The organism is Streptomyces sp. Ncost-T10-10d (assembly GCF_900091955.1).
Classification (GTDB): Bacteria; Actinomycetota; Actinomycetes; order Streptomycetales; family Streptomycetaceae; genus Streptomyces.
Map to the genome: position 1 here is coordinate 1 of NZ_FMDF01000222.1, position 21,606 is coordinate 21,606.

The following is a 21,606-nucleotide window of genomic DNA, read 5'->3' on the forward strand; positions in this document are numbered from 1 at the left end:
GCGCTCGGGGGTGCCGGACCGGATTCCGTACGCCAGGAAACGGGCCGTGCGCGCGGTGCTGCCGGGGGTGGCGGAGCGGCGGGCCGAGGTGGCGCAGCTCTACGGGCAGGCCGCGGCGCTGGAGGGGGCCGGGTGGCCGGAGGCGCTGGAACGGTTGCCGTTCGAGGCGGTCGATCATGCCGGGCTGTTCGGTCTTGAGGGCGCGGTCGAGGTGGCGTGGGCGGTCACCGAGTTGGTCGACGGGGGTGTGGTCGCGGGGCGGCTGGTGGCGGCGGCGGGGCCTGATCTGCATCTGGAGACGGTGAAGGACGGGGTCGTGGTGCTGGACACCCGGCTGATGACCGGGTGGGAGCTGGCGGCCGCCGACGCGCAGGCGGGGGTCGGCGTGCCGGTGGCCGACATCGGGGGTGGTGGCGTGCAGGGCGGGCTGTTCTGAGATCGTCGGGGCCGGACGGTGAGAGGGGTGTGCAATGAGGGGTGACGCCGACGACGTCGTGCGGTTCTGGGAACGGCTGGGGCTGCCCGGGATCATCGATGTCCATACGCACTTCATGCCGGAGCGGGTGCTCCGCAAGGTCTGGGCGTACTTCGACTCCGCGGGGCCGTTGACCGGGATGGAGTGGCCGATCGAGTACCGGCACGACGAGGACGAACGCCTTGCGCTGCTGCGCTCGTTCGGTGTGCTCCGGTTCACCTCGATGCTCTACCCGCACAAGGCCGGCATGGCGGCCTGGCTGAACGGCTGGGCGGCCGACTTCGCGCGCCGGGTGCCGGACTGTCTGCACACCGCGACGTTCTTTCCGGAGGAGGGCGTGGAGCGGTACGTACGAGAGGCCGTGGAGGCGGGGGCTCGGGTCTTCAAGTCGCACCTTCAGGTCGGCGCGTACGACGCCAACGACCCGCTGCTGGAGCCGGTGTGGGGGCTGCTCGCGGAGGCGGGGGTTCCGGTGGTGATGCACTGCGGCTCCGGGCCGGCGCCCGGCAAGTACACGGGGCCCGAACCGGTCGGCCGGCTGCTCGCCCGGCATCCGCGGCTGCGGCTGATCGTGGCGCACCTGGGGATGCCGGAGTACGCGGAGTTCCTGGCGCTGGCGGAGACCTACCCGGAGGTGCGGCTCGACACGACGATGGCGTTCACGGACTTCACGGAGGACTTCACGCCGTTCCCGGTGGCCGAGCGGGGGCGGCTCGCGGCGCTCGGGGACCGGATCCTGCTGGGGACGGACTTCCCGAACATCCCGTACCCGTACGCGCATCAGCTGCACGCGCTGGAACGGCTGGAGCTGGGGGACGACTGGCTGCGCGCGGTCTGTCACGGGAACGCGAGCGTGTTGTTCACCGTGGACTGACGGTCCATGAGGGCCGCTTTCTCAGGGAATTCACAGATTCGGGAAAGGGCCCTCTCAGAGGAGCCTCACAGGGTTGAGGCATGACGACGACCTCGCCCCAGGGGCGTACCGAACTGCTGAGGGCGGACCGCAGCCCCATCCGTGTGCTGGTGGTGGACGACGAGGCTCCGCTCGCCGAGCTGCTCTCCATGGCCCTGCGTTACGAGGGCTGGGAGGTGCGCAGCGCCGGGGACGGTGCCGGTGCCGTACGGCTGGCGCGGGACTTCCGTCCCGATGCGGTCATCCTCGACGTGATGCTGCCCGACACGGACGGGTTCGCCGTGCTCGGCAGACTGCGGCGGGAGCTCTCCGAGGTCCCCGTCCTGTTCCTGACCGCGCGCGATGCGGTGGAGGACCGGATCGCCGGGCTCACGGCGGGCGGCGACGACTACGTCACCAAGCCGTTCAGCCTGGAGGAGGTCGTGGCGCGGCTGCGCGGGCTGATCCGGCGGTCCGGTACGGCGGCCGTACGCAGCGAGTCGACGCTCGTCGTCGGCGATCTGATGCTCGACGAGGACAGCCACGAGGTGAGCAGGGGCGAAACGTCCATCCACCTCACGGCGACCGAGTTCGAGCTGCTGCGCTTCCTGATGCGCAATCCGCGTCGGGTGCTGAGCAAGGCGCAGATCCTGGACCGGGTGTGGAACTACGACTTCGGCGGGCAGGCGAACGTCGTCGAGCTGTACATCTCGTACCTGCGCAAGAAGATCGACGCCGGGCGGTCGCCGATGATCCACACCCGGCGCGGGGCGGGATACCTCATCAAGCCCGGTGAGTAGGCGTGTGACCCGGCGGCGGGGGCCGTGGACGCTGCGGACCCGGCTCGTGGTCTCGGCGGTGACGCTGATCGCCGTGGTCGCCGCGGTCATCGGCTCGGTCACCACCATCGCCTACCGCAGTTACATGTACGGCAAGCTCGACGATCAGCTGAATTCCATCGCCATGCGGGCCTCCAAGCCGCCCCTCGGCGCCGGCGGGCCGATGCCCGGCGGCGCACAGCAGAGCGACGACCCGCTGGCCTTCGTCGACGCGCGCGGGCTGCCCGTCGGCGCCTTCGGGGCCGTTCTGTCGGACGGCTCGGTCACCGAGTCGAGGGTGGTCGCGGAGAGCACCACCACGCCGGGGCTGGGGACCGAGGACGGCGGCCGGCCGATGACCGACGCCCAGCAGAGCGCCCTGGAGGCGGCGGACACCCCTGTCGGGGGCGGGGCGCAAAGCATCGACCTGCCCGGACTCGGCTCCAACCGGGTGAAGGCCGTCATGGGCCCACAGGGCACGACGATCCTTGTCGGCATCCCCGCCGCAGAGGTGAGCGCCGCCCTCACCACCCTGATCCTCGTCGAGGTCTGTGTCACCGGAGCCGGTCTGATCGCGGCCGGTATCGCGGGCGCCGCCATGGTCGGGGTCGCCCTGCGGCCGCTGAGCCGGGTCGCCGCAACCGCGACCCGGGTCTCCGAACTCCCGCTGCACAGTGGTGAAGTGGCCCTCCTGGAGCGGGTCCCGGAGGCCGAGGCAGATCCGCGGACCGAGGTCGGGCAGGTGGGCGCGGCGCTCAACCGGATGCTGGGCCACGTCGGTTCGGCGCTGGAGGTGCGGCAGGAGAGCGAGATGCGGGTACGCCAGTTCGTCGCGGACGCCAGCCATGAGCTGCGCACCCCGCTGGCCTCGATCCGCGGCTACGCCGAACTGACCCGGCGCGGCCGTGAGGAGACCGGCCCCGACACCCGGCACGCCCTGGGGCGGATCGAGTCCGAGGCGGAGCGGATGACGGGCATGGTGGAGGATCTGCTGCTGCTCGCCCGCCTGGACGCCGGGCGCCCGCTGAGTCACGAGAGCACCGATCTCTCGCCGGTCGTCGTCGACGCGGTGAGCGATGCCCGCGCCGCCGGGCAGGGGGATCACCACTGGCGCCTCGAACTGCCGGACGAGCCCGCGACCGTGTACGGCGATCCGACCCGGCTCCATCAGGTGCTGGTCAATCTGCTGGCGAACGCCCGTACGCACACCCCGCCCGGCACCACCGTCACCGTGCGGGTGCGTGCCACAGCCGGCCACCCCTGGGTGACGCTGGAGGTCCAGGACGACGGGCCCGGCATTCCGCCGGAGCTGCTGCCGCATGTCTTCGAGCGGTTCGCGCGCGGTGATGCCTCGCGCTCCCGCCACGCGGGTTCCACCGGGCTCGGTCTCGCCATCGTGCACGCCGTCGTCGCCGCGCACGGCGGGCAGGTGGAGGTGGTCTCGGTCCCGGGACACACGGTGTTCGCCGTCCATCTGCCCGCGCTTCCCCCGGTTGCTCCGCACTCACAGCAGGGGGACAGGCTCAGCACATTGCCGTGACAGCGGGGCTGGCGAGTGTCGATGGCATGCGAACCGACACTCCTTGGAGCACCCTGCCGGCCCGGGACCACCTCCTCGCCGGAGCGGTCGATGCGGCAGGTGCACCCGTACTCGATGTGGTGGTACCCGTCTACAACGAGGAGAAGGATCTCGAACCGTGTGTGCTGCGCCTGCACGACCATCTGGCGCGCACCTTTCCGTACGCCTTCCGGATCACCGTCGCGGACAACGCCAGCACCGACCGGACACCGCAGGTGGCGGCGCGGCTCGCGGCGGCACTGCCCCGGGTGCGGTCGTACCGGCTGGAGGAGAAGGGCCGCGGGCGGGCGCTGCGCACCGTCTGGTCGCACTCGGACGCCCCGGTCCTGGCGTACATGGACGTCGATCTCTCCACCGACCTCAACGCGCTGCTGCCGCTGGTCGCACCGCTGATCTCGGGCCATTCGGACCTGGCGATCGGCTCACGGCTGGCCCGTAGCTCGCGGGTGGTGCGCGGGTCGAAGCGGGAGTTCATCTCGCGCGCCTACAACCTCATTCTCCGCTCGTCGCTGGCCGCCCGGTTCAGCGATGCGCAGTGCGGATTCAAGGCCATCCGACGTGAGGTCGCGCAGCGGCTGCTGCCGATGGTCGAGGACACGGGTTGGTTCTTCGACACCGAGATGCTGGTGCTCGCCGAGCGCGCCGGGCTGCGTATCCACGAGGTGCCGGTCGACTGGGTCGACGATCCCGACTCCACCGTCCACATCGTGCGGACCGCGACCGAGGATCTGAAAGGGGTGTGGCGGGTGGGGCGGGCGCTGGCGGTCGGCGCACTGCCGCTGGACCGGCTGGTGAGGCCCTTCGGGGACGATCCGCGCGACCGCGCTCTGAGCGGGGTGCCGCGCGGCCTGGCCCGGCAGCTCGTCGGATTCTGTGTCGTCGGCGCGCTTTCCACGCTCTTCTATCTCGTCCTGTACTCGCTCTTCCGGCTGGGTGTCGGCCCGCAGATGGCCAACGGCGCCGCACTGCTGGTGTCCGCCGTCGCCAATACGGCAGCCAACCGGAGGCTCACCTTCGGCGTACGCGGCCGGGGCGGAGCCGTACGCCATCAGGCTCAGGGCCTGGTCGTCTTCGCCATCGGTCTCGCGCTGACCAGCGGCTCGCTGGCCGCACTGGGAGCGGCATCCGGATCGCCGTCGCACGGCACGGAACTCGCCGTACTGATCGCGGCCAACCTCGCGGCGACGGTGCTGCGGTTCCTGCTCTTCCGCGCCTGGGTCTTCCCGGAGCGGGCCTCCGGGGCGCCTTCGGCCTCCGCGGCTCCCGCCTCGGCCGGGCGCGCCGTTGACACTCACCACGAACTGGGGAACGTCCGATGACCACGCTGCATCCCGACCACCTTCCGGCCCCGCCGGATGCGCCGACGCCCCCGCCGCCGGCCGCCGGGGCCGGCCACGCGCGCCCGAACAAGCCCTGGGCGCACCGCGTGTGGCGGGGCAGGTCCGAGGACCCGCGCTGGGCCCGGCCCGCCTTCCTGGCCATGCTGCTGGCCGTCGCGCTCGCGTACCTGTGGAACCTCAGTGCCTCCGGGTACGCCAACTCCTTCTACTCCGCGGCAGTCCAGGCCGGGAGCCGGAGCTGGAAGGCCTTCTTCTTCGGTTCGTTGGACGCTGCCAACGCGATCACTGTCGACAAGCCCCCGGCCACGCTCTGGCCGATGGCCCTGTCGGTGCGGATCTTCGGCCTCGGCTCGTGGGCGGTTCTGGTTCCGCAGGTACTGATGGGGGTGGCCACGGCCGGGGTGCTGTACGCGGCCGTACGCCGCCGCTTCAACGCCCCCGCCGGACTGATCGCGATGGCGGTGTTCGCGCTCACGCCCGTCGCCGCGCTGATGTTCCGCTTCAACAACCCGGATGCGCTGCTGGCGTTGCTGATGACCGTGACCGTCTACTGCGTGCTGCGCGCAATGGAGAACGGCCGTACCAAGTGGCTGGTGTGGGCGGGTGTCGCGGTCGGTTTCGCGTTCCTTTCCAAGACCCTCCAGGCGTTCCTGATCCTGCCGCCGCTGGCCGTGCTGTACGCGGTGTTCGCGCCGGTCTCCGTACGCAAGCGGTTCGGCCAACTCGGTTTCTCGGCGCTCGCGATGGTCGTCGCGGGCGGCTGGTGGGTGGCGATCGTCGAACTGTGGCCCGCCTCGTCGCGTCCGTACATCGGCGGCTCGCAGAACAACTCCTTCCTGGAACTGACCTTCGGCTACAACGGCCTCGGCCGGATCAACGGCGACGAGACCGGCAGCGTCGGAGGCGGCGGGGGTGGCGGCGGTCAGTCCGGCGGCCAGTGGGGAGAGACCGGCATCGGCCGGATGTTCAACTCCGAAATCGGTGGCCAGATCTCCTGGCTGCTGCCCGCCGCCTTGATTCTGCTCGCCGCGGGCGTCTGGCTCACCTGGAAGACCAGGCGCACCGATACCGCCCGTGCCGCGTTCCTCGCCTGGGGCGGCTCGCTGCTGATGACGGCGGTCGTCTTCAGCTTCATGGCCGGCATCTTCCATCAGTACTACACGGTCGCCCTGGCTCCGTACATCGCGGCGCTCGTCGGTATGGGTACCACGGTTCTGTGGGAGGAGCGGACCAGGTGGTGGGCGCGTGGAGTGCTCGGTGTGACGGTCGCGGCGACCGCGCTCTGGGCCTACGTCCTGCTGGGACGGACCGCGGACTATCTGCCGTGGCTGCGCTGGGCCGTCCTCATCGGCGGTCTGGCCGGAGCGGCGGGCCTGCTGATTGCCGCGCGTATCGGACGTCGACTGGCGCTCGCCGCGGTGGGGGTGAGCTTTGTCGCGTCGCTGGCCGGGCCGACGGCATACACCCTCAGCACGCTGAACACCGGGCATCAGGGCTCGATCGTCACGGCCGGTCCGTCCGGAGCCAGTTCCATGGGCGGTCCCGGTGGCGGCGGCCGGGGCGGCCCCGGTGGCATGGGCGGTGGAATGCGGCCCCCCGGCCAGGGCAACCAGCAGGGCGGCGGTATGGGTCAGCCCCCGACGGGCGGCCAGGGCGGCGGTCCCACCGGACAGCAGGGGCAGGGCGGCAACCAGCAGAACGGCCGGCAGCCGGGAGCCATGCCCGGCACCCCACCCGGCACCGGCACCGGCACCGGCACCCCACCCGGCACCGGCACCACACCCGGCGGCATGGGCGAAGGCGGCACTCCGGGAGGCGGCGGCATGGGTGGTCTGCTCAACGGCTCGTCCGTCAGCGCCGAGGCCGAGAAGCTCCTGGAGAAGAGCGCCGGGGACTACACCTGGGTCGCCGCCGCCATCGGTTCACAGAACGCGGCGAGCTACCAACTCGCCACCGGCGAACCGGTGATGGCGATCGGCGGTTTCAACGGCAGTGACCCGTCCCCGACGCTCTCCCAGTTCAAGAAGTACGTCGAGGACGGCAGGATCCACTACTTCATCGCGGGCGGAATGGGCGGGGGCGGCGGCAACAGCGGTACCTCGTCCCGGATCTCCTCCTGGGTGGAGGAGAACTTCAAGGAGGTCACGGTCGGCAGCGCCGCCTTCTACGACCTGACACAGCCGAAGAGCGGCGAGTAGAGGCTCAGCGCCGCAGCAGCAGATCCGCGACAACCGGGCGGTGGTCCGAGGCAAGCGTCTCGGCCACCGCCGCGTCGCGTACCCGTACGGAATCCTTCGACACCGCCACGTAGTCGATCCGCCGCACCGGATCCTGCGCCGGGTACGTCGGCCCGCCGGGCTCGATGTCCGTCAGCTCCTCCCACAGCGGGGCGAGTTCGGGAGCGGCGGGTGCCGCGTTGAAGTCGCCGAGCAGGATCTGCCGCACCTTCTGCCGCCCCGGTGCCTCGTCCTCGGCCATGACCCGGCGGGTGTCGGCGACCTGGGCGGTCCGTACGGACGGGTCGCCGCGGTAGTCGAGGTGCGTCACATACACATGCACGGGCAGCCCCTTCACCCGCAGGACCACCTCGCCGAAGCCGGGCGCGGGGGCCGGAACCGGGTTCGGGTCCTGGGTGGAGAGCCGGGTGATCTCGTGGTTCTCGGCGCTCACGATCCGGTACCTGGACAGCACCGCGACACCGAACTCACGCCGGGGCGCACCCGGAGTACCGGGGTCGAGGCTGTAGATCGGGGCGAACGAGACCTGCATGTGCAGCCGTTCGGCCAGCTCGGCCGCCAGATCGCGCCACTCGCTGCGGGTGCCCCAGTGGACATCGACCTCCTGGAGCCCGATCACATCGGCGTCCAGTGAGCGGAGCTCGGCGGCCTGCCGGTCGAGATCGAAGACATTGTCCATGCCGGCGCCCGCATGGATGTTGTACGTGGCCACGCGCAGCGGCACCGTGTGCCCCTGCCCGAAGGCCGATGCCGGGGGTGCGACGGCGGTGCCCAACAGGCCCGCTGCGATGAGCACTTCCACCGTACGACGACGCAGTGACATACCACTCCAGTCCTTGTCGGATCAGCGGCGAGCACGGTACCGCGCGGAAATGGGTTGTACAGCGTATGGGGAGTGGTTATACGGTGTACGTCTCGTTCTCGTACACCGTATAAGGCATCAGGAGCCCGCATGACGGCGATCGCCGCCGAGCAGAACCGCCTCACGCCACCGTGCCACCCGCAGCGCTGGCTGATCCTCGGCGTCATCTGTCTCGCCCAGCTCACCGTGCTGCTCGACAACACCGTCCTCAACGTCGCGATCCCCTCCCTCACCCAGGAGCTGGACGCCTCCACCGCCGATGTGCAGTGGATGATCAACGCCTATTCGCTGGTCCAGTCGGGTCTGCTGCTCACGGCCGGTAGCTCCGCCGACCGCTACGGCCGCAAGAAGATGCTGGTCGCGGGGCTCGCCCTGTTCGGCATCGGCTCGCTGGTGGCCGGACTGGCCCAGTCGTCCACGCAGCTGATCGCCGCCCGCGCGGGCATGGGCATCGGCGGTGCGCTGCTGATGACGACGACCCTGGCCGTCGTCGTGCAGATCTTCGACGACTCCGAGCGGGTCAAGGCGATCGGCATCTGGTCGACCGTCAGTTCGCTGGGCTTCGCCGTGGGACCGCTGGTCGGCGGAGTGATGCTCGACCACTTCTGGTGGGGCGCGATCTTCCTGATCAACATCCCCGTCGCGGTCATCGGTCTGGTCGCCGTCGTCCGGCTCGTCCCGGAGTCCAGGAACCCCAGTGGCGAGCGCCCCGACCTGCTCGGCGCGCTGCTCTCCACCATCGGTATGGCATCCGTCGTGTACGCGATCATCTCCGGGCCGGAGCACGGCTGGATGTCGGGCCGGGTGCTGCTGACCGTCTTCATCGGGGTCGCCGTCCTCACCGGGTTCGTGCTGTGGGAGCTGCACATCCCGTACCCGATGCTGGACATGCACTTCTTCCGCAACCAGAAGTTCATCGGGGCGGTCGCGGGCGCGATCCTGGTCGCGTTCGGAATGGGCGGCTCGCTCTTCCTGCTCACCCAGCAGCTCCAGTTCGTCCTCGGCTACGGGCCGCTGGAGGCCGGTCTGCGTACGGCTCCGCTGGCGCTGAGCGTCGTCGCGCTCAACCTCACCGGACTGGGGGCCAGGCTGGTGCCCAAGCTGGGCACGCCCGTCACCATCGCGGCCGGGATGAGCCTGCTGGCCGCGGGTCTCGCCGCGATCGCGCTGTTCGGCGGCGACGGCTACGGCGGCATGCTGCTCGGCCTGGTCGTGATGGGCGCGGGCATCGCGCTCGCCATGCCCGCCATGGCCAACGCGATCATGAGCGCCATTCCGCCGGAGAAGGCAGGCGTGGGTGCGGGGGTCAACGGCACGCTCGCCGAGTTCGGCAACGGCCTGGGGGTCGCCGTCCTCGGCGCGGTGCTCAACTCCCGGTTCGCGACGCTCGTGCCGGCGGCCGTCGGGGCCGCCTCGCTGCCCGCCGCGCTGGCCTCGGCCACCGACGACGGGGAGCGGGCGCGGATCACGGACGCCTTCGCCTCGGGACTGGAGACCAGCCAGCTGGTCGGAGCGGTGGCGGTGCTGGCCGGTGGACTGCTGGCAGCGGCGCTTCTGCGCCGCGCGGAGCGGGCAGATTCTGCCCGGGCGGGCTCGGCCGAGGCCGAGGCGGCGGCATAGCATCGAGGCGGGGCGCATCGGACCGTACGGATCCGCTTCGTGCGCACGCGTACGCATCCGGTCCGTCCCGCCGGCAAGACGAGGAGAGTGCGCCATGGTGTCCGCGGCCGACCGTGTGAAGAACCCCGGCAGGACCAGCGTGTGGCTGGACCGGAGGACACCCTCGCGCACCCGTAAACCGGACCAGCCGGCCGGTCTCGACCGGGACAGGATCACTGCGGCTTCTGTCCGGCTGCTGGACGCCGAGGGCCTCGCCAAGTTCTCCATGCGCCGGCTCGCCGCCGAGCTGGACGTCACCGCGATGTCCCTCTACTGGTACGTGGACACCAAGGACGATCTGCTGGAGCTGGCCCTCGACTCGGTCTACAGCGAGATCACGCCCCCTCGCGAGGACGCGCACTGGCACGACCGGCTGCGCGAACTGGCTATTTCGTACCGGGAATTGCTGGTCCGGCATGGCTGGGTGTCGCCGCTCGCCGGCCACTTCCTCAACATGGGCCCCTACTCGATGCTGTTCTCGCACGCCATCCAGGACGTGATCCGGGCGACGGGGCTGCCGCTGCACCAGCAGACGGGTGCACTCTCCGCGGTCTGCCAGTTCGTGTACGGATTCGGCACCATCGAGGCCCACTTCGTGCAGCGCAGCGCGGAGTCGGGGGTCAGCCAGGACGAGTTCTTCCAGCAGTCGCTGGGCGCCATCCGGAGCCAGCCGCAGCTCAGCCGGATCGTCGAGTCCTCACAGGACCTGATGGACGCCCGCGGCGGCGACACGGTCGAGGAGATGCGCGACCGGGACTTCACCTTCGCCCTGGACCTGCTGATCGCGGGCATCGAAGCGATGAGGGACCGCTGAGACCTCGTTCGCCCCTCAGTACCAGCGCGCCACATCCACGGCCGTCCCGCTCTCGGACGACAGAGGCGTCCAGCCCCGGCGCGGCCGGCAGCCGGGCCCGCGCGAGCAGGCCCGGCGCCGGAACATGTGCATGTACCGGGCATACACCTGTCAGCTGCCGGGCGCCAGGTGGGCGGGGAAGCCACCGGTCGCGACCGGGCCCCAGCGCTCCGGAGTGATCCGGATGATCGACTTTCCCTGCTTCAGCATCGCTGCCCGGTACTCGTCCCAGTCCGGATGCTCACCCGAGATGTTCCGGAAGTACTCGACGAGCGGCTCGACCGAATCCGGTGAGTCGATCACCTCGGCCGAGCCGTCGATCTGCACCCACGGCCCGTTCCAGTCGTCGGACAGGACGATCACGCTGACCCGCTCGTCCCGTTTCGCGTTGCGGGTCTTGGCCCGTTCGGGGTAGGTCGAGACGACGATCCGTCCTGCGTCGTCGACGCCGCAGGTCAGCGGGGAGCCCTGGGGGCGGCCGTCGGACCGGGTGGTCAGCAGGATCGCCCGGTGCCTGGGCCGTACGAACGCCAGCAACTCGTCGAGTTCCACGGCGGTGTTCGTCGCGATGTGGGGTGCCATGTCCGCAGACTACGACGGCAGGGACTCACCCTGCACGGCCTGGATGTCGAGTTCCACCCGCAGCGTGGTACCGATCGCCGAGATGCCCGCCTGCACCACCTGGTTGTAGTTCATGGCGAAGTCCTCGCGGCGCAGCTCAGCGGTTGCGCTGAACGCCGCACGCACCCCGCCCCACGGGTCCGGGCCCGTCCCGAGGTAGCTCAGGTTCAGGTCGACCGGGCGCACGACGCCGTGCAGCGACAGTTCGCCGTGGACAACCCAGCGGTCGGGTCCTGCCGGGGTCAGTCCGTTGGAGCGGTACGTGATCTCCGGGAACCGGTCCGAGTCCAGGAAGTCGGGTGAGCGCAGGTGCTTGTCGCGCATGCCGTTGCCGGTGTCGATGCTGGCCGCGCCGATGACGGCGTCGACCCGGGAGCGGTGGACCTCCTCCGCGATCTCGATCCGGCCGCTGAACTCGGTGAACCGGCCGTGCACGCTGGAGATGCCCAGGTGCTGCGCGACCGCGGCCACCGAGGAGTGTGCCGGGTCCAGCGACCAGGCGCCCGGCGGCGGCAGCTCCACACCGCCCTGGCGGGCCAGCACCACCGTGCCGGCTTCGACCCGCCCGCTCGCGGTGACGAGGGCGGTGGAGGCGGCGGGGGCGTACCCGACCGCCGTGACGATCACTGTGTACGCGCCGGCCTGCAGGGGAGTGTCGGTCCGCACCGCCCCGTCCTCGTCGGCAGTGGCCCGCAGTACCTGCGCGCCGGTCATGTCGGTGACCGTCACGACCGCGTGCTGGACCGCCCAGCCGTCCCGCGTCCGTACCTGTGCGCGAAGTCCCATCCCGTTCTCTCTCCTTGCTCAATGACTCAATGAGTCGGGCCCCGGGGCGGGGACGGCAGGCCGTCCCCTGCCTGCCGTCCCCGCCACCGGGGCCCATTTCCACCGGCCGGTACAGCGTCTCCGCTCGAAACGCCGACCCGCCAGGGGTCTGTGGTTACTCGCCGGGGTGGGCGAGCTCGATGTCGTGGCCGTCGACCCCGCGACCGGCCACGGTCAGCGCGCCGGCCACCGGCGGGTAGCCGGTCGCGATGACCGAGTACTCGCCCGCGTCCAGGTCGGTGAAGGCGTACGCCCCGTCGTCCCCGGTCATCGACGTGGCGACCACATTGCCCGCCGCGTCGACCAGCGTGACCCGGGCATCCGGCAGCGGCCGCCGGCCGGAACCGGCCCGCACGACGCCCTGCACCAGCGCACCGGACTGCAGCGCGGCCTCGATCCGGGTGACGCCCTGGCCGCCGATCTCCACCGGCAGCGCCAGCGGACGGAACCCTGCGGCGTTCACCGCGACGGTCACCGAACCGGGGACCAGCTCACCGAAGGTGAACTCGCCCGTCTCACCGGACTTGCCGGTGGCCAGCACATCGCCGCGCACATCGGTCACGATGACCATGGCGCCCACGACCGGCGCAGCGGTCTCGGCGGTCCGCACGATCCCGGCCAGACCGCTCGTACCGGACAGCAGGATGTCGTACGAGAGCGGCTCGTCACCGACGACCACGGTGGACGCCTGCGGCTGGAAGCCGTCGGCGGACGCGATCAGGACGTAGCTGCCGGAGCCCGGCGCGTCCAGACCGTAGCTGCCGTCGGCCTGGGCGACGGAGCGCCCCAGCTGCCGGCCGGCCAGCGAGATCAGCGTGACGGCGGCCTGGGCGACGGGTGCGCCCTCGGCGCCGCGCACCACACCGTGCACGGCCGTGCCCTGCAGGGAGGCGACCGGGGTCTCCAGGGTGGCGACCTGGGAGACCGGGTCGGCCTGGGCCGTTGCCCGGGAGACCGGCGCGGCAGCGGTGGCCGGAGCCTCGACCGCCTCCGCGACGGGGACCTCGGCCACGGCGTTCGACTTCAGGGCGACCTCCTTGATGAAGATCGTGATCAGGAAGGCGATCAGCGCGGCCGGAGCGGCGTACAGGAAGACATCGCCGACACCGTGCCCGTAGGCGCTCTCCACGACCGTACGGAACGGTGCGGGCAGCTTGTCCAGGTCGGGGATGCCCCCACCACCGGTGCCGCCGTGACCCATGGCCGCGCCCTTGGGGCCGAGCTCCGCGAGGCCGTCCTTGACGTAGTGGGTGACACGGTTCGCCATGACGGCGCCCAGCGCCGAGACGCCGATCGCACCACCGAGCGAACGGAAGAAGGTGACGACGGAGCTGGCCGAGCCGAGGTCGGACGGAGCGACCTGGTTCTGCGTGGCGAGCACCAGGTTCTGCATCATCATGCCGATGCCGAGACCCATGACGGCCATGAAGACCGCGATGTGCCAGTACTCCGTGTCGTACCGGATGGTGCCCAGCAGGCCGAGCCCGGCGGTGACCAGGAAGCCACCGCTGACCAGCCAGGCCTTCCAGCGGCCGGTCTTGGTGATGATCTGGCCGGAGACGGTCGAGGAGATGAACAGACCCGTGATCATCGGGATCGTCATGACGCCCGACATCGTCGGCGACTTGCCGCGCGCCAGCTGGAAGTACTGGCTGAAGAAGACGGTGCCCGCGAACATCGCGATACCGACGAACAGCGAGGCCAGCGAGGCCAGCGTGATGGTGCGGTTACGGAAGAGGCGCAGCGGGATGATCGGCTCGCTGGCCTTGGACTCGACGGCGACGAAGATCGCGCCGAGCGCGACGGAACCGGCGACCATCACGGCGGTCTGCCAGGACAGCCAGTCGTACTTGTCGCCCGCGAAGGTGACCCAGACGAGCAGCAGCGACACGGCGGCGCTGATGAAGAACGCACCCCACCAGTCGACCTTGACCTCACGCTTCACGACCGGGAGCTTCAGCGTCTTCTGCAGCACGACCAGCGCGATGATGGCGAACGGCACACCGACGTAGAAGCACCAGCGCCAGCCCATCCAGCTGGTGTCGGTGATGACGCCGCCGAGCAGCGGGCCACCGACGGTGGCGACGGCGAACACCGCACCGATGTATCCGCTGTAGCGACCGCGCTCACGCGGGGCGATCATCGCCGCCATCACGATCTGCGCGAGGGCGGAGAGACCGCCGACGCCGATGCCCTGGACGACACGGCAGGCGATCAGCATGCCGCTGCTGGTCGACATACCGGCGACGACCGAACCCGCGACATAGATGACGAGGGCTATCTGAACCAGCAGCTTCTTGCTGAACAGGTCGGAGAGCTTGCCCCACAGGGGGGTGGTGGCGGTCATCGCCAGCAGCGAGGCCGTGACGACCCAGGTGTAGGCGCTCTGGCCGCCGCCGAGGTCGGAGATGATCTCCGGAAGGGCGTTGGAGACAACCGTCGACGACAGGATCGCGACAAACATGCCGAGCATCAGCCCGGCCAGTGCTTCCATGATCTGCCGGTGTGTCATCGGCGCGCCCGACGAGGCATCGGATGATCCCCCGTGCTTGGCGTGGCCGCCCCGCACACCGGTTGGTGTGGTCGTAGCCATTGAGTTCCTTGTCTTTGCTTCTGTTACACAGGTGTACGGGTGTGCAAGTCGTTGTTGCCGTCGGCATGCCGGGAGCAGTCGCCGGTGTGCTTTCCGGGGGCGCACCCTCCGGGGCCGCGACAGGCAAAACTGTCGCGCAGCCTGGCCAACAGCGTGTTGAGCTGACCGACGTCGTCGTCGGACCAGTCCGAGAGGTTGTGGATGAACATTTCGGTGGTCCGGCTGTTCAGATCGCTGAGCACGTCGTGTCCGGCGGGGGTCAGCCGCAGGATGCGGGACCGCTTGTCCGCCGGGTCCGAGGACCGTTCGATCCAGCCGCGCTCTGCCACATGGGCGACATGACGGCTGGTCACCGACATGTCGACGGCCATCAGTTCGGCCAGTCTGCTGATCCGCATTTCGCCGTGTTCACGGAGAAGTGCCAGTACGGCCGCCGAGCCCCCAGGGCATTCGGGGGGCAGCATGCGAGCGAGGCCCCGCTTGACGGCCCCGATGGCGCTGAGCTGCCGGGCCAGTTCTTCGTACTGACTTCGTACGGCCACGGGCCCCCCAGACATCTCACCGGTTCATCTTGTTGCTTAGGGCAACCATAGAACCTGTTGGTTGCTGCAGGCAAACGAAATGAGGCTTGCAGAAGTAAAGGAAAGCAAAAGGCCGCGTAGGGCTCGGGTCAAAGCCCCAGCGTGTGGGGTGTGGATCGTGACGGGTGTGTCTCGTGCCACAGGCGGGGCGATCGGGTGTCCGATTTCGGGGTGTGCGCCTGGCGGGCCAGTCGTATATGGCCGGGCGCCCCAGTCGCATATATAGGGGTCGTACGCGGGTCGCGGCGCCCACCACTTCTTCTGCGGCTCACCGGCTCCGGCCACGGCCCTTCACCGACCCGGGGGTTGGGCCGTAACGCCGAGTTCGCTAGGGTCCTGGCCCATGGCACATAACCCCCATGCCCCGCAGGGCCCCGAGGGCAACAACGACCCGGCCGGCAGCACCCAGATGTTCCGCGCCTTCGTCGACGAGGGCGAGCCGCAGCGTCGGCAGCAGCAGCCGGCCGCCTCGTCCGGACCGAAGACCGGGGTGATCGTCACCGTCGTCGCGGTGATCGTCGTTCTCGCAGCGGTCGCCTGGCTCGCGCTCGCCTGACCGGCGCACAGGTTTCTCCGTACCTCCTGCCTCCACCCGTCACTTCAATACGGCGGTGACGTCCCGGGTCTCGACATGCATACCCAGGGGCACCCGCCAGGCGTCCACGCAGACGGTGTACGTCTTCGTCCGGGCCGCTCCCGCGTCGATCGGCGCGGGCAGCGGCCCGGACGACTCGACGGTCGCCCAGTCGATCCCCAGCCCGCCGATGATGTGCGTGGCGAAGGTGACGGTCCCCGAGCGCGCCGATGATCCTCCGGTGTTGCGGAACTCCACCGTCACCTTCTCGCACCAGCGCTCGTCCGCCGACGCCCGCTCGGGGGCACCCACCACCAGCACGGCAGGCCCCGCGGGCGCGGTGGAGCCGGGCGCCGAGGGGGTTGCGGGGCCCGTGGGGTCCCCTCCGGGGCCACCGGAGTCACCGGGGCCGGTCGTACCGCCTGTAGCTCCGCCCGTACTGCCGGTGCCGCTGCCCGCGCCGCCTGCGCGGGGGCCGATGGCGCCGGTCGGCCGGTCGGCCGCGCCGCTCGCCGCGCTCGTACCCCCGGAGCCGTCGCCCACGACGGAGGCGGACGGCGAAGGCCCGCCGCCGTCGGCCCGGTCTCCGGCACTCCCACCGCCCTTGCCGCCCCTGTCCAGCGGCACCAGCGTCACCTTCCCCGACGGCGCCACCGCTCCCGACGGCGTTCTCTCGGGGCCCGCGCCTGCCGCGCCGACCGCCACGTAGCCGTCGTCCGCCGTCCCGCCGCCGCAGGCGGCCAGCGCGCCGCCCAGACACAGCACGGCCGCCGAGGCGGCGATCACGGTGCCCCGGCGGCCGGTCGAGTTGCGTATCTGACGTCGCATCGCGCCAGTGTGGCTGACGGTCCGTCAAATCGGAACCCTCGTGCCACGGTGCGGCGGTCCACGGCGGTCAGTCGGCGATGAGCCCTTCCCTGAGCTGGGCGAGCGTACGGGTCAGCAGGCGTGAGACGTGCATCTGCGAGATGCCGACCTCCTCGCCGATCTGGGACTGTGTCATGTTGGCGAAGAACCGCAGCATGATGATCTGGCGTTCGCGCGGCGGGAGCTTGGCCAGCAGCGGCTTGAGCGATTCGCGGTACTCGACGCCTTCCAGCGCCGAGTCCTCGTAGCCGAGCCGGTCCGCGAGGGAGCCCTCGCCGCCGTCGTCCTCGGGCGAGGGTGAGTCCAGCGAGGAGGCGGTGTACGCGTTGCCGACGGCCAGTCCGTCGACCACGTCCTCCTCGGAGACTCCGAGCGCCTTGGCCAGCTCGGGCACGGTCGGCGAGCGGTCGAGCTTCTGGGCGAGCTCGTCGCTGGTCTTGGTCAGCGCGAGCCGCAGTTCCTGGAGGCGGCGCGGGACGCGCACCGACCACGAGGTGTCGCGGAAGAAGCGCTTGATCTCCCCGACGACGGTCGGCATCGCGAACGTCGGGAATTCCACGCCCCGTTCGCAGTCGAACCGGTCGATCGCCTTGATCAGGCCGATCGTGCCGACCTGGACGATGTCCTCCATCGGCTCGTTGCGGCTACGGAACCGCGCCGCGGCGTACCGCACCAGCGGGAGGTTGAGCTCGATGAGTGTGTCCCGTACGTAGGCACGCTCCGGGCTGTCCGTTCCATCGGGGCCCGGCGCGGGCCCCAGCGCGGCGAGCCGCAGGAACAGGGAGCGGGACAGAGTGCGGGTGTCGATGGCTTCCGACGAGCTGGTGAGCACAACGGGTGCGGGTGCGCTCTTCGTGAGCGTGAGCACCTTCGAGCTGCCCTGTTCTGCGGACATGCCACCCCCTTGAGGTCGCGGACGGTCGCGTTGAGCCGCGACCATCGGAGGAACGCAGCCTCCACCTGAATACCGGCGGCGGGGCCACGGCAAACGCGGTTCCCGCAGAATGTCACATGTCGGCAACACGCTGTAGTGACATGTCGACAAGTCTTGGTGGCATCTGCCCAGTTAACAGGGGGTGTGCGGCATTTCGGTCGCCCGAACCGGACTTCGAGCGCTGTACCCGTTCCGGTTACGCCTCGATCCTGTTTGCGGATCGAAGTCGGGCGAAACTACGGGCCAGCAGCCTTGACACATGCATCTGGGACACACCCAGTTCGGCGCTGATCTGCGACTGCGTCAGATTGCTGTAGTAGCGCAGCAGCAGGATGCGCTGCTCGCGCTCGGGCAGCTGTACGAGCAGATGCCGGACCAGGTCGCGGTGCTCGACCCCGGCGAGGGCCGGGTCCTCGTAGCCGAGCCGGTCCAGCAGGCCCGGCAGTCCGTCGCCCTCCTGCGCGGCTTCCAGCGAGGTCGCGTGGTAGGAACGGCCGGCCTCGATGCAGGCCAGCACCTCGTCCTCGGAGATCCTCAGCCGCTCGGCGATCTCCGCGGTGGTGGGGGAGCGGCCGTGAGCGGTCGTCAGATCCTCTGTGGCGCCGGTGACCTGGACCCAGAGCTCGTGCAGCCGGCGCGGTACGTGGACGGTCCGTACGTTGTCGCGGAAGTACCGCTTGATCTCGCCGACGACGGTCGGCATCGCGAAGGTCGGGAACTGGACACCGCGTTCGGGGTCGAACCGGTCGATGGCATTGATCAGGCCGATCGTGCCGACCTGGACCACGTCCTCCATCGGCTCGTTACGGCTCCGGAACCGCGCCGCGGCGTACCGCACCAGGGGGAGGTTCGCCTCGATCAGCGCGGCCCGTACGCGGCCGTGCTCCGGGGTCCCCGGCTCCAGGTTCTTGAGCTGGCCGAAGAGGACCTGGGTGAGCGCCCTGGTGTCGGCGCCCCTGGTCCTGGCGGGCGGTGTCGTGCTGTCCGGTGTCTCGGTCTGGACGGTCTCGGTGGTCTGGACGGTCTGGGGAGGCACTTGAGGCGCTGCACTGGCCGGCACGGTGACGCCACCCCTTTGCGGTCAACTTCGGTCAACTCATCCGTCAAAAGCGGTCATAGCATCACAAGACATGTCCACTGTGTGCAAGCACCGCATAGCGTCGTGTTGGGGTCAACTTGGTTTAAACACCACGAAAAGCCCCTCGCTGTGATGGCGAGGGGCTCGGGGGACCGGCTGGATCAGGCGGGCCGGGCGAATCAGAACGGATAGTCGGCGATCACCCAAGTGGCGAACGCGCGCCACTGCCCGGCGGCGGCCTGATGGGCGGGGTGCTCGATGTAACGCTTCAGGGCGCCCTCGTCGGCGACCGCGGAGTTGATGGCGAAGTCATAGGCGATCGGCCGGTCGGTGATGTTCCAGGCGCACTCCCAGAACTCCAGCTCGGGGATCTGCCCCGCCAGCTCCTGGAACGCCTTCGCCCCGGCGACGACCTGCGGATCCTCACGCCTCACGCCGTCGTTCAGCTTGAACAGGACCAGGTGGCGGATCATGGGGGTACTCCTACTTCACGAGCTCGGACATGAAATCGCCGACGCCCTGTGCGGCACTCGAAACGCCCTCGAACCCTACCTGGACAAGATCTGCCGCCCGGGCCGGGGACGTGATGATCGTGTACAGCACGAAGACGACTATCGCGTAGAGAGCTATCTTCTTCGCTTGCACCATCAGCCCCTGCCTCGCCTTCGATCCCCTGTGCAGTCGGGCGATTCTATCCGCACGAATGGCCGTATCCCTCTGATGTTTCCGACCACTCACGGGGCCTTTGAGGACCAAGGGCCCGGTGATCGGGGCCCTTTGCCCGCTCGTAAGGCTTCTGCGAGGCCACAGGATGGACGGTGAGCCCCGCGGATCCGGCAGGAATCCGCGGGGCGAGGAACGGGACCTCACTGTGGGGTTCTCGCCGCGAGCCACCCCTGACTGCGGCGAGGACTTGAGGGCCTGGTTCCCATCGGGGGGAGCGGCTTGTCCCCCCGATGCCGCTTCCCCCGGCCAACACTTCGCGGACCGTGGTCCCGGGTGCGACGACCGACGCGCCCGGGACCACAGTCGTGTCCGTATCCGCGCGTGCAGGTGCGGAAAACCCGAAGGGCCCGACGCGATGCGCCGGGCCCTTCACAAGAGCGGTAGCGGAGGGATTTGAACCCTCGGTGAGTTTCCCCACACTCGCTTTCGAGGCGAGCTCCTTCGGCCGCTCGGACACGCTACCGAGAGAGAGCTTAGACCATCCCGGCCGTCCGCCGAAATCCGATTCGCCGCAGCAGGCCGCGGACGAGCGGAAGCCTGGTCAGAGGCCGCGGAAGAACGCCGTCAGCTGTTCGGCGCAGACGTCCTCCAGCACTCCGTGGATCACCTCGGGTCGGTGGTTGAGCCGGCGGTCGCGCACGACGTCCCAGAGCGAGCCCGCCGCACCTGCCTTCTCGTCCCGCGCTCCGTAGACCACCCGGTCCACGCGGGACTGCACCAGTGCGCCCGCGCACATCGTGCAGGGCTCCAGGGTGACCACCAGGGTGCATCCGGACAGCCGCCATTGACCGAGCGCCGCTGCGGCCCGGCGGACGGCGAGGATCTCGGCGTGCGCGGTCGGGTCGCCGGTCGCCTCGCGTTCGTTGTGTCCCGTGGCGAGCAGGGAACCGTCCGGGCCGAGCACGACGGCGCCGACCGGCACATCGCCGGCCCGCGCCGCCAGGTCGGCCTCGGCCAGGGCGCGGCGCATGTGCGCCCGCCACGGGTCTCTCACGGGATCGTGTGGGTCTCTTACGGGTTCGTGCGGTTCCGGCGGTCCTTGCGGGTGCGGTGGTTCGCTCACCCGCGGACCCTAACGGACGGTCTCCAGGACCTCGGCCGCACCCAGCGCGTCCGCGATCTCCACCAGTGCGTCCGTGCGCAGCATCAGCAGCTCCGCCTCGGGGAGCCCGAGGTCGGCCAGGATCCCGGTGTCACCGAGTGGGCCTGCCGGTACTGCGTCGGCATCGATTTCGTCGTCGTCATCGTCGTTGTCGTTGTCGGGGGTGATGTCCGGCTCGCCGTCCTCCGTGCCGTCGAGGCCGACGAGCTCTTCGAGGGCGGCAATCGTGTCCTCGGCCCCGGGTTCGCGGCCGAGCAGTTCATCGGTGAGCAGGATCTCCCCGTACGAGGAGCGGGCGGCGGCGGTGGCGTCCGAGATGAAGATCCGGGGGTCCTCCTCACCGTCCACCCGGAGGACGCCGAACCAGACGTCCTCCTGCTCGATGAAGACGAGCACAGTGTCCTCGTCCACCGAGGCCTCGCGGGCCAGATCCGTCAGGTCGGACAGGGTCTCCACATCGTCGAGTTCCGTGTCGCTCGCTTCCCACCCGTCTTCGGTGCGCGCGAGCAGTGCGGCGAAGTACACCGTGACTCTCCCACTGGTCATAGGGGTGTCGGTCCGGCGGGAGGGCAGCCGGTGGCCCGGCTGCCCTGCGTCCCGCCCATCGGAATCGTGGCAGAAACATAGGCCTTGCGAGAGGAGTTCGGCCGTTGCGTCGGCCATCAGTTCTCCTGGACGCCGCCACCAGGGGGACACCGGGCCACCGTCCGACCTACCAGCGGAAGGTCCGCATCCGCATGGCCTGGCGCATCCGGGCCGCCCTGGCCCGGCGCGGCTGGACCCGGTCGCGGAGCGCCTTCGCCTCATGAAGCTCGCGCAGGAACTGGGCGCGCCGCCTGCGGCGCGCCGCGTCGGCCTCCTGCGGGTCCTGCCGGCCCTCCGTGTCCTGCGGGGCCGGCGTGTCCGGCCTGCCCCGCTTCCGCTGTTCCCCGTCCGGCATCGGCTCATCACCCCAAGGCTGGCTCCGTATGCCCCCACCTTCCCTCCGAA

22 protein-coding genes and 1 tRNA gene are annotated in these 21,606 nt (G+C 70.1%); 9 read left to right on the forward strand and 14 right to left on the reverse strand.

The features are described from left to right. The 6 genes from GA0115254_RS39320 to GA0115254_RS39345 all read left to right on the forward strand — a co-directional run. A partial coding sequence (locus GA0115254_RS39320) for a DUF2797 domain-containing protein (protein WP_141720992.1) occupies positions 1–436 on the forward strand: 436 nt, incomplete at its 5' end. Between the two features lie 34 nt (positions 437–470). Beyond that, entirely contained in the window at positions 471–1,349 is an 879-nt protein-coding gene (locus GA0115254_RS39325) for an amidohydrolase family protein (protein WP_093900047.1), read from the forward strand. Positions 1,350–1,429: 80 nt separating this feature from the next. Continuing rightward, entirely contained in the window at positions 1,430–2,167 is a 738-nt protein-coding gene (locus tag GA0115254_RS39330) for a response regulator transcription factor (protein ID WP_093900048.1), read from the forward strand. After that, complete coding sequence (locus GA0115254_RS39335) at positions 2,160–3,725, forward strand: sensor histidine kinase (protein ID WP_256103011.1); 1,566 nt, start codon at positions 2,160–2,162, stop codon at positions 3,723–3,725. The genes GA0115254_RS39330 and GA0115254_RS39335 overlap by 8 nt, the downstream gene beginning before the upstream one ends. Before the next feature lie 26 nt (positions 3,726–3,751). After that, on the forward strand, positions 3,752–5,083 hold the full coding sequence (locus GA0115254_RS39340; RefSeq protein WP_256103012.1) for a bifunctional glycosyltransferase family 2/GtrA family protein: 1,332 nt from the start codon (positions 3,752–3,754) through the stop codon (positions 5,081–5,083). Further along, complete coding sequence (locus GA0115254_RS39345; RefSeq protein WP_093900049.1) at positions 5,080–7,302, forward strand: ArnT family glycosyltransferase; 2,223 nt, start codon at positions 5,080–5,082, stop codon at positions 7,300–7,302. The genes GA0115254_RS39340 and GA0115254_RS39345 overlap by 4 nt, the downstream gene beginning before the upstream one ends. 4 nt (positions 7,303–7,306) lie before the next feature. Here GA0115254_RS39345 and GA0115254_RS39350 read toward each other — a convergent pair whose 3' ends face one another. Then, positions 7,307–8,164 (reverse strand): endonuclease/exonuclease/phosphatase family protein, encoded by an 858-nt coding sequence (locus tag GA0115254_RS39350; RefSeq protein ID WP_093900050.1) that lies wholly within the window; start codon positions 8,162–8,164, stop codon positions 7,307–7,309. Positions 8,165–8,293: 129 nt separating this feature from the next. On the opposite strand from GA0115254_RS39350, the gene GA0115254_RS39355 reads away from it, so the two are divergent. Together GA0115254_RS39355 and GA0115254_RS39360 are read left to right on the forward strand one after the other, a co-directional pair. Then, the gene (locus GA0115254_RS39355) at positions 8,294–9,823 is read left to right on the forward strand and encodes an MFS transporter (RefSeq protein ID WP_093900051.1); all 1,530 of its coding nucleotides are present in this window, start codon (positions 8,294–8,296) and stop codon (positions 9,821–9,823) included. Between the two features lie 94 nt (positions 9,824–9,917). Next, positions 9,918–10,676 (forward strand): TetR/AcrR family transcriptional regulator, encoded by a 759-nt coding sequence (locus GA0115254_RS39360; RefSeq protein WP_093900052.1) that lies wholly within the window; start codon positions 9,918–9,920, stop codon positions 10,674–10,676. Positions 10,677–10,826: 150 nt separating this feature from the next. Here the strand turns inward: GA0115254_RS39360 and GA0115254_RS39365 are convergent, their stop codons facing one another. The 4 genes from GA0115254_RS39365 to GA0115254_RS39380 all read right to left on the reverse strand — a co-directional run bounded on the left by GA0115254_RS39365 (position 10,827) and on the right by GA0115254_RS39380 (position 15,296). Next, the gene (locus GA0115254_RS39365) at positions 10,827–11,297 is read right to left on the reverse strand and encodes a PPOX class F420-dependent oxidoreductase (protein ID WP_093900053.1); all 471 of its coding nucleotides are present in this window, start codon (positions 11,295–11,297) and stop codon (positions 10,827–10,829) included. A 9-nt stretch (positions 11,298–11,306) separates the two neighbouring features. Beyond that, positions 11,307–12,122 (reverse strand): YceI family protein, encoded by an 816-nt coding sequence (locus GA0115254_RS39370; RefSeq protein WP_093900054.1) that lies wholly within the window; start codon positions 12,120–12,122, stop codon positions 11,307–11,309. A 154-nt stretch (positions 12,123–12,276) separates the two neighbouring features. After that, positions 12,277–14,754, reverse strand: coding sequence for an MFS transporter (locus tag GA0115254_RS39375; RefSeq protein WP_093900055.1), 2,478 nt, complete (start codon positions 14,752–14,754; stop codon positions 12,277–12,279). Between the two features lie 23 nt (positions 14,755–14,777). Beyond that, positions 14,778–15,296: a MarR family winged helix-turn-helix transcriptional regulator gene (locus GA0115254_RS39380; protein WP_093900056.1), complete on the reverse strand. Its 519-nt coding sequence runs from the start codon at positions 15,294–15,296 to the stop codon at positions 14,778–14,780. A 382-nt stretch (positions 15,297–15,678) separates the two neighbouring features. Between GA0115254_RS39380 and GA0115254_RS39385 the strand changes: the two genes are divergently transcribed. Further along, the gene (locus GA0115254_RS39385) at positions 15,679–15,891 is read left to right on the forward strand and encodes a hypothetical protein (RefSeq protein ID WP_093900057.1); all 213 of its coding nucleotides are present in this window, start codon (positions 15,679–15,681) and stop codon (positions 15,889–15,891) included. 39 nt (positions 15,892–15,930) lie between these two features. On the opposite strand, the gene GA0115254_RS39390 is transcribed toward GA0115254_RS39385, so the two are convergent. The 9 genes from GA0115254_RS39390 to GA0115254_RS39425 all read right to left on the reverse strand — a co-directional run bounded on the left by GA0115254_RS39390 (position 15,931) and on the right by GA0115254_RS39425 (position 21,556). After that, positions 15,931–16,737 carry a hypothetical protein gene (locus tag GA0115254_RS39390; protein ID WP_093900058.1) on the reverse strand — a complete coding sequence of 269 codons (807 nt, stop codon included), beginning with the start codon at positions 16,735–16,737 and terminating at the stop codon, positions 15,931–15,933. Between the two features lie 67 nt (positions 16,738–16,804). Next, on the reverse strand, positions 16,805–17,671 hold the full coding sequence (locus GA0115254_RS39395) for an RNA polymerase sigma factor SigF (protein ID WP_093900059.1): 867 nt from the start codon (positions 17,669–17,671) through the stop codon (positions 16,805–16,807). A gap of 235 nt (positions 17,672–17,906) precedes the next feature. Next, complete coding sequence (locus GA0115254_RS39400; RefSeq protein ID WP_093900060.1) at positions 17,907–18,770, reverse strand: RNA polymerase sigma factor SigF; 864 nt, start codon at positions 18,768–18,770, stop codon at positions 17,907–17,909. A 197-nt stretch (positions 18,771–18,967) separates the two neighbouring features. Then, positions 18,968–19,261: a Dabb family protein gene (locus GA0115254_RS39405; protein ID WP_093900061.1), complete on the reverse strand. Its 294-nt coding sequence runs from the start codon at positions 19,259–19,261 to the stop codon at positions 18,968–18,970. A 10-nt stretch (positions 19,262–19,271) separates the two neighbouring features. Beyond that, positions 19,272–19,436: a hypothetical protein gene (locus tag GA0115254_RS45025; protein ID WP_176740478.1), complete on the reverse strand. Its 165-nt coding sequence runs from the start codon at positions 19,434–19,436 to the stop codon at positions 19,272–19,274. Positions 19,437–19,892: 456 nt separating this feature from the next. Further along, a tRNA-Ser gene (locus tag GA0115254_RS39410) sits at positions 19,893–19,977 on the reverse strand. 78 nt (positions 19,978–20,055) lie between these two features. After that, the gene (gene tadA / locus GA0115254_RS39415) at positions 20,056–20,484 is read right to left on the reverse strand and encodes a tRNA adenosine(34) deaminase TadA (protein WP_093900062.1); all 429 of its coding nucleotides are present in this window, start codon (positions 20,482–20,484) and stop codon (positions 20,056–20,058) included. Between the two features lie 102 nt (positions 20,485–20,586). Further along, entirely contained in the window at positions 20,587–21,141 is a 555-nt protein-coding gene (locus GA0115254_RS39420) for a tRNA adenosine deaminase-associated protein (protein WP_093900063.1), read from the reverse strand. Between the two features lie 187 nt (positions 21,142–21,328). Next, on the reverse strand, positions 21,329–21,556 hold the full coding sequence (locus GA0115254_RS39425; RefSeq protein ID WP_093900064.1) for a hypothetical protein: 228 nt from the start codon (positions 21,554–21,556) through the stop codon (positions 21,329–21,331). Positions 21,557–21,606 lie beyond the last annotated feature (50 nt).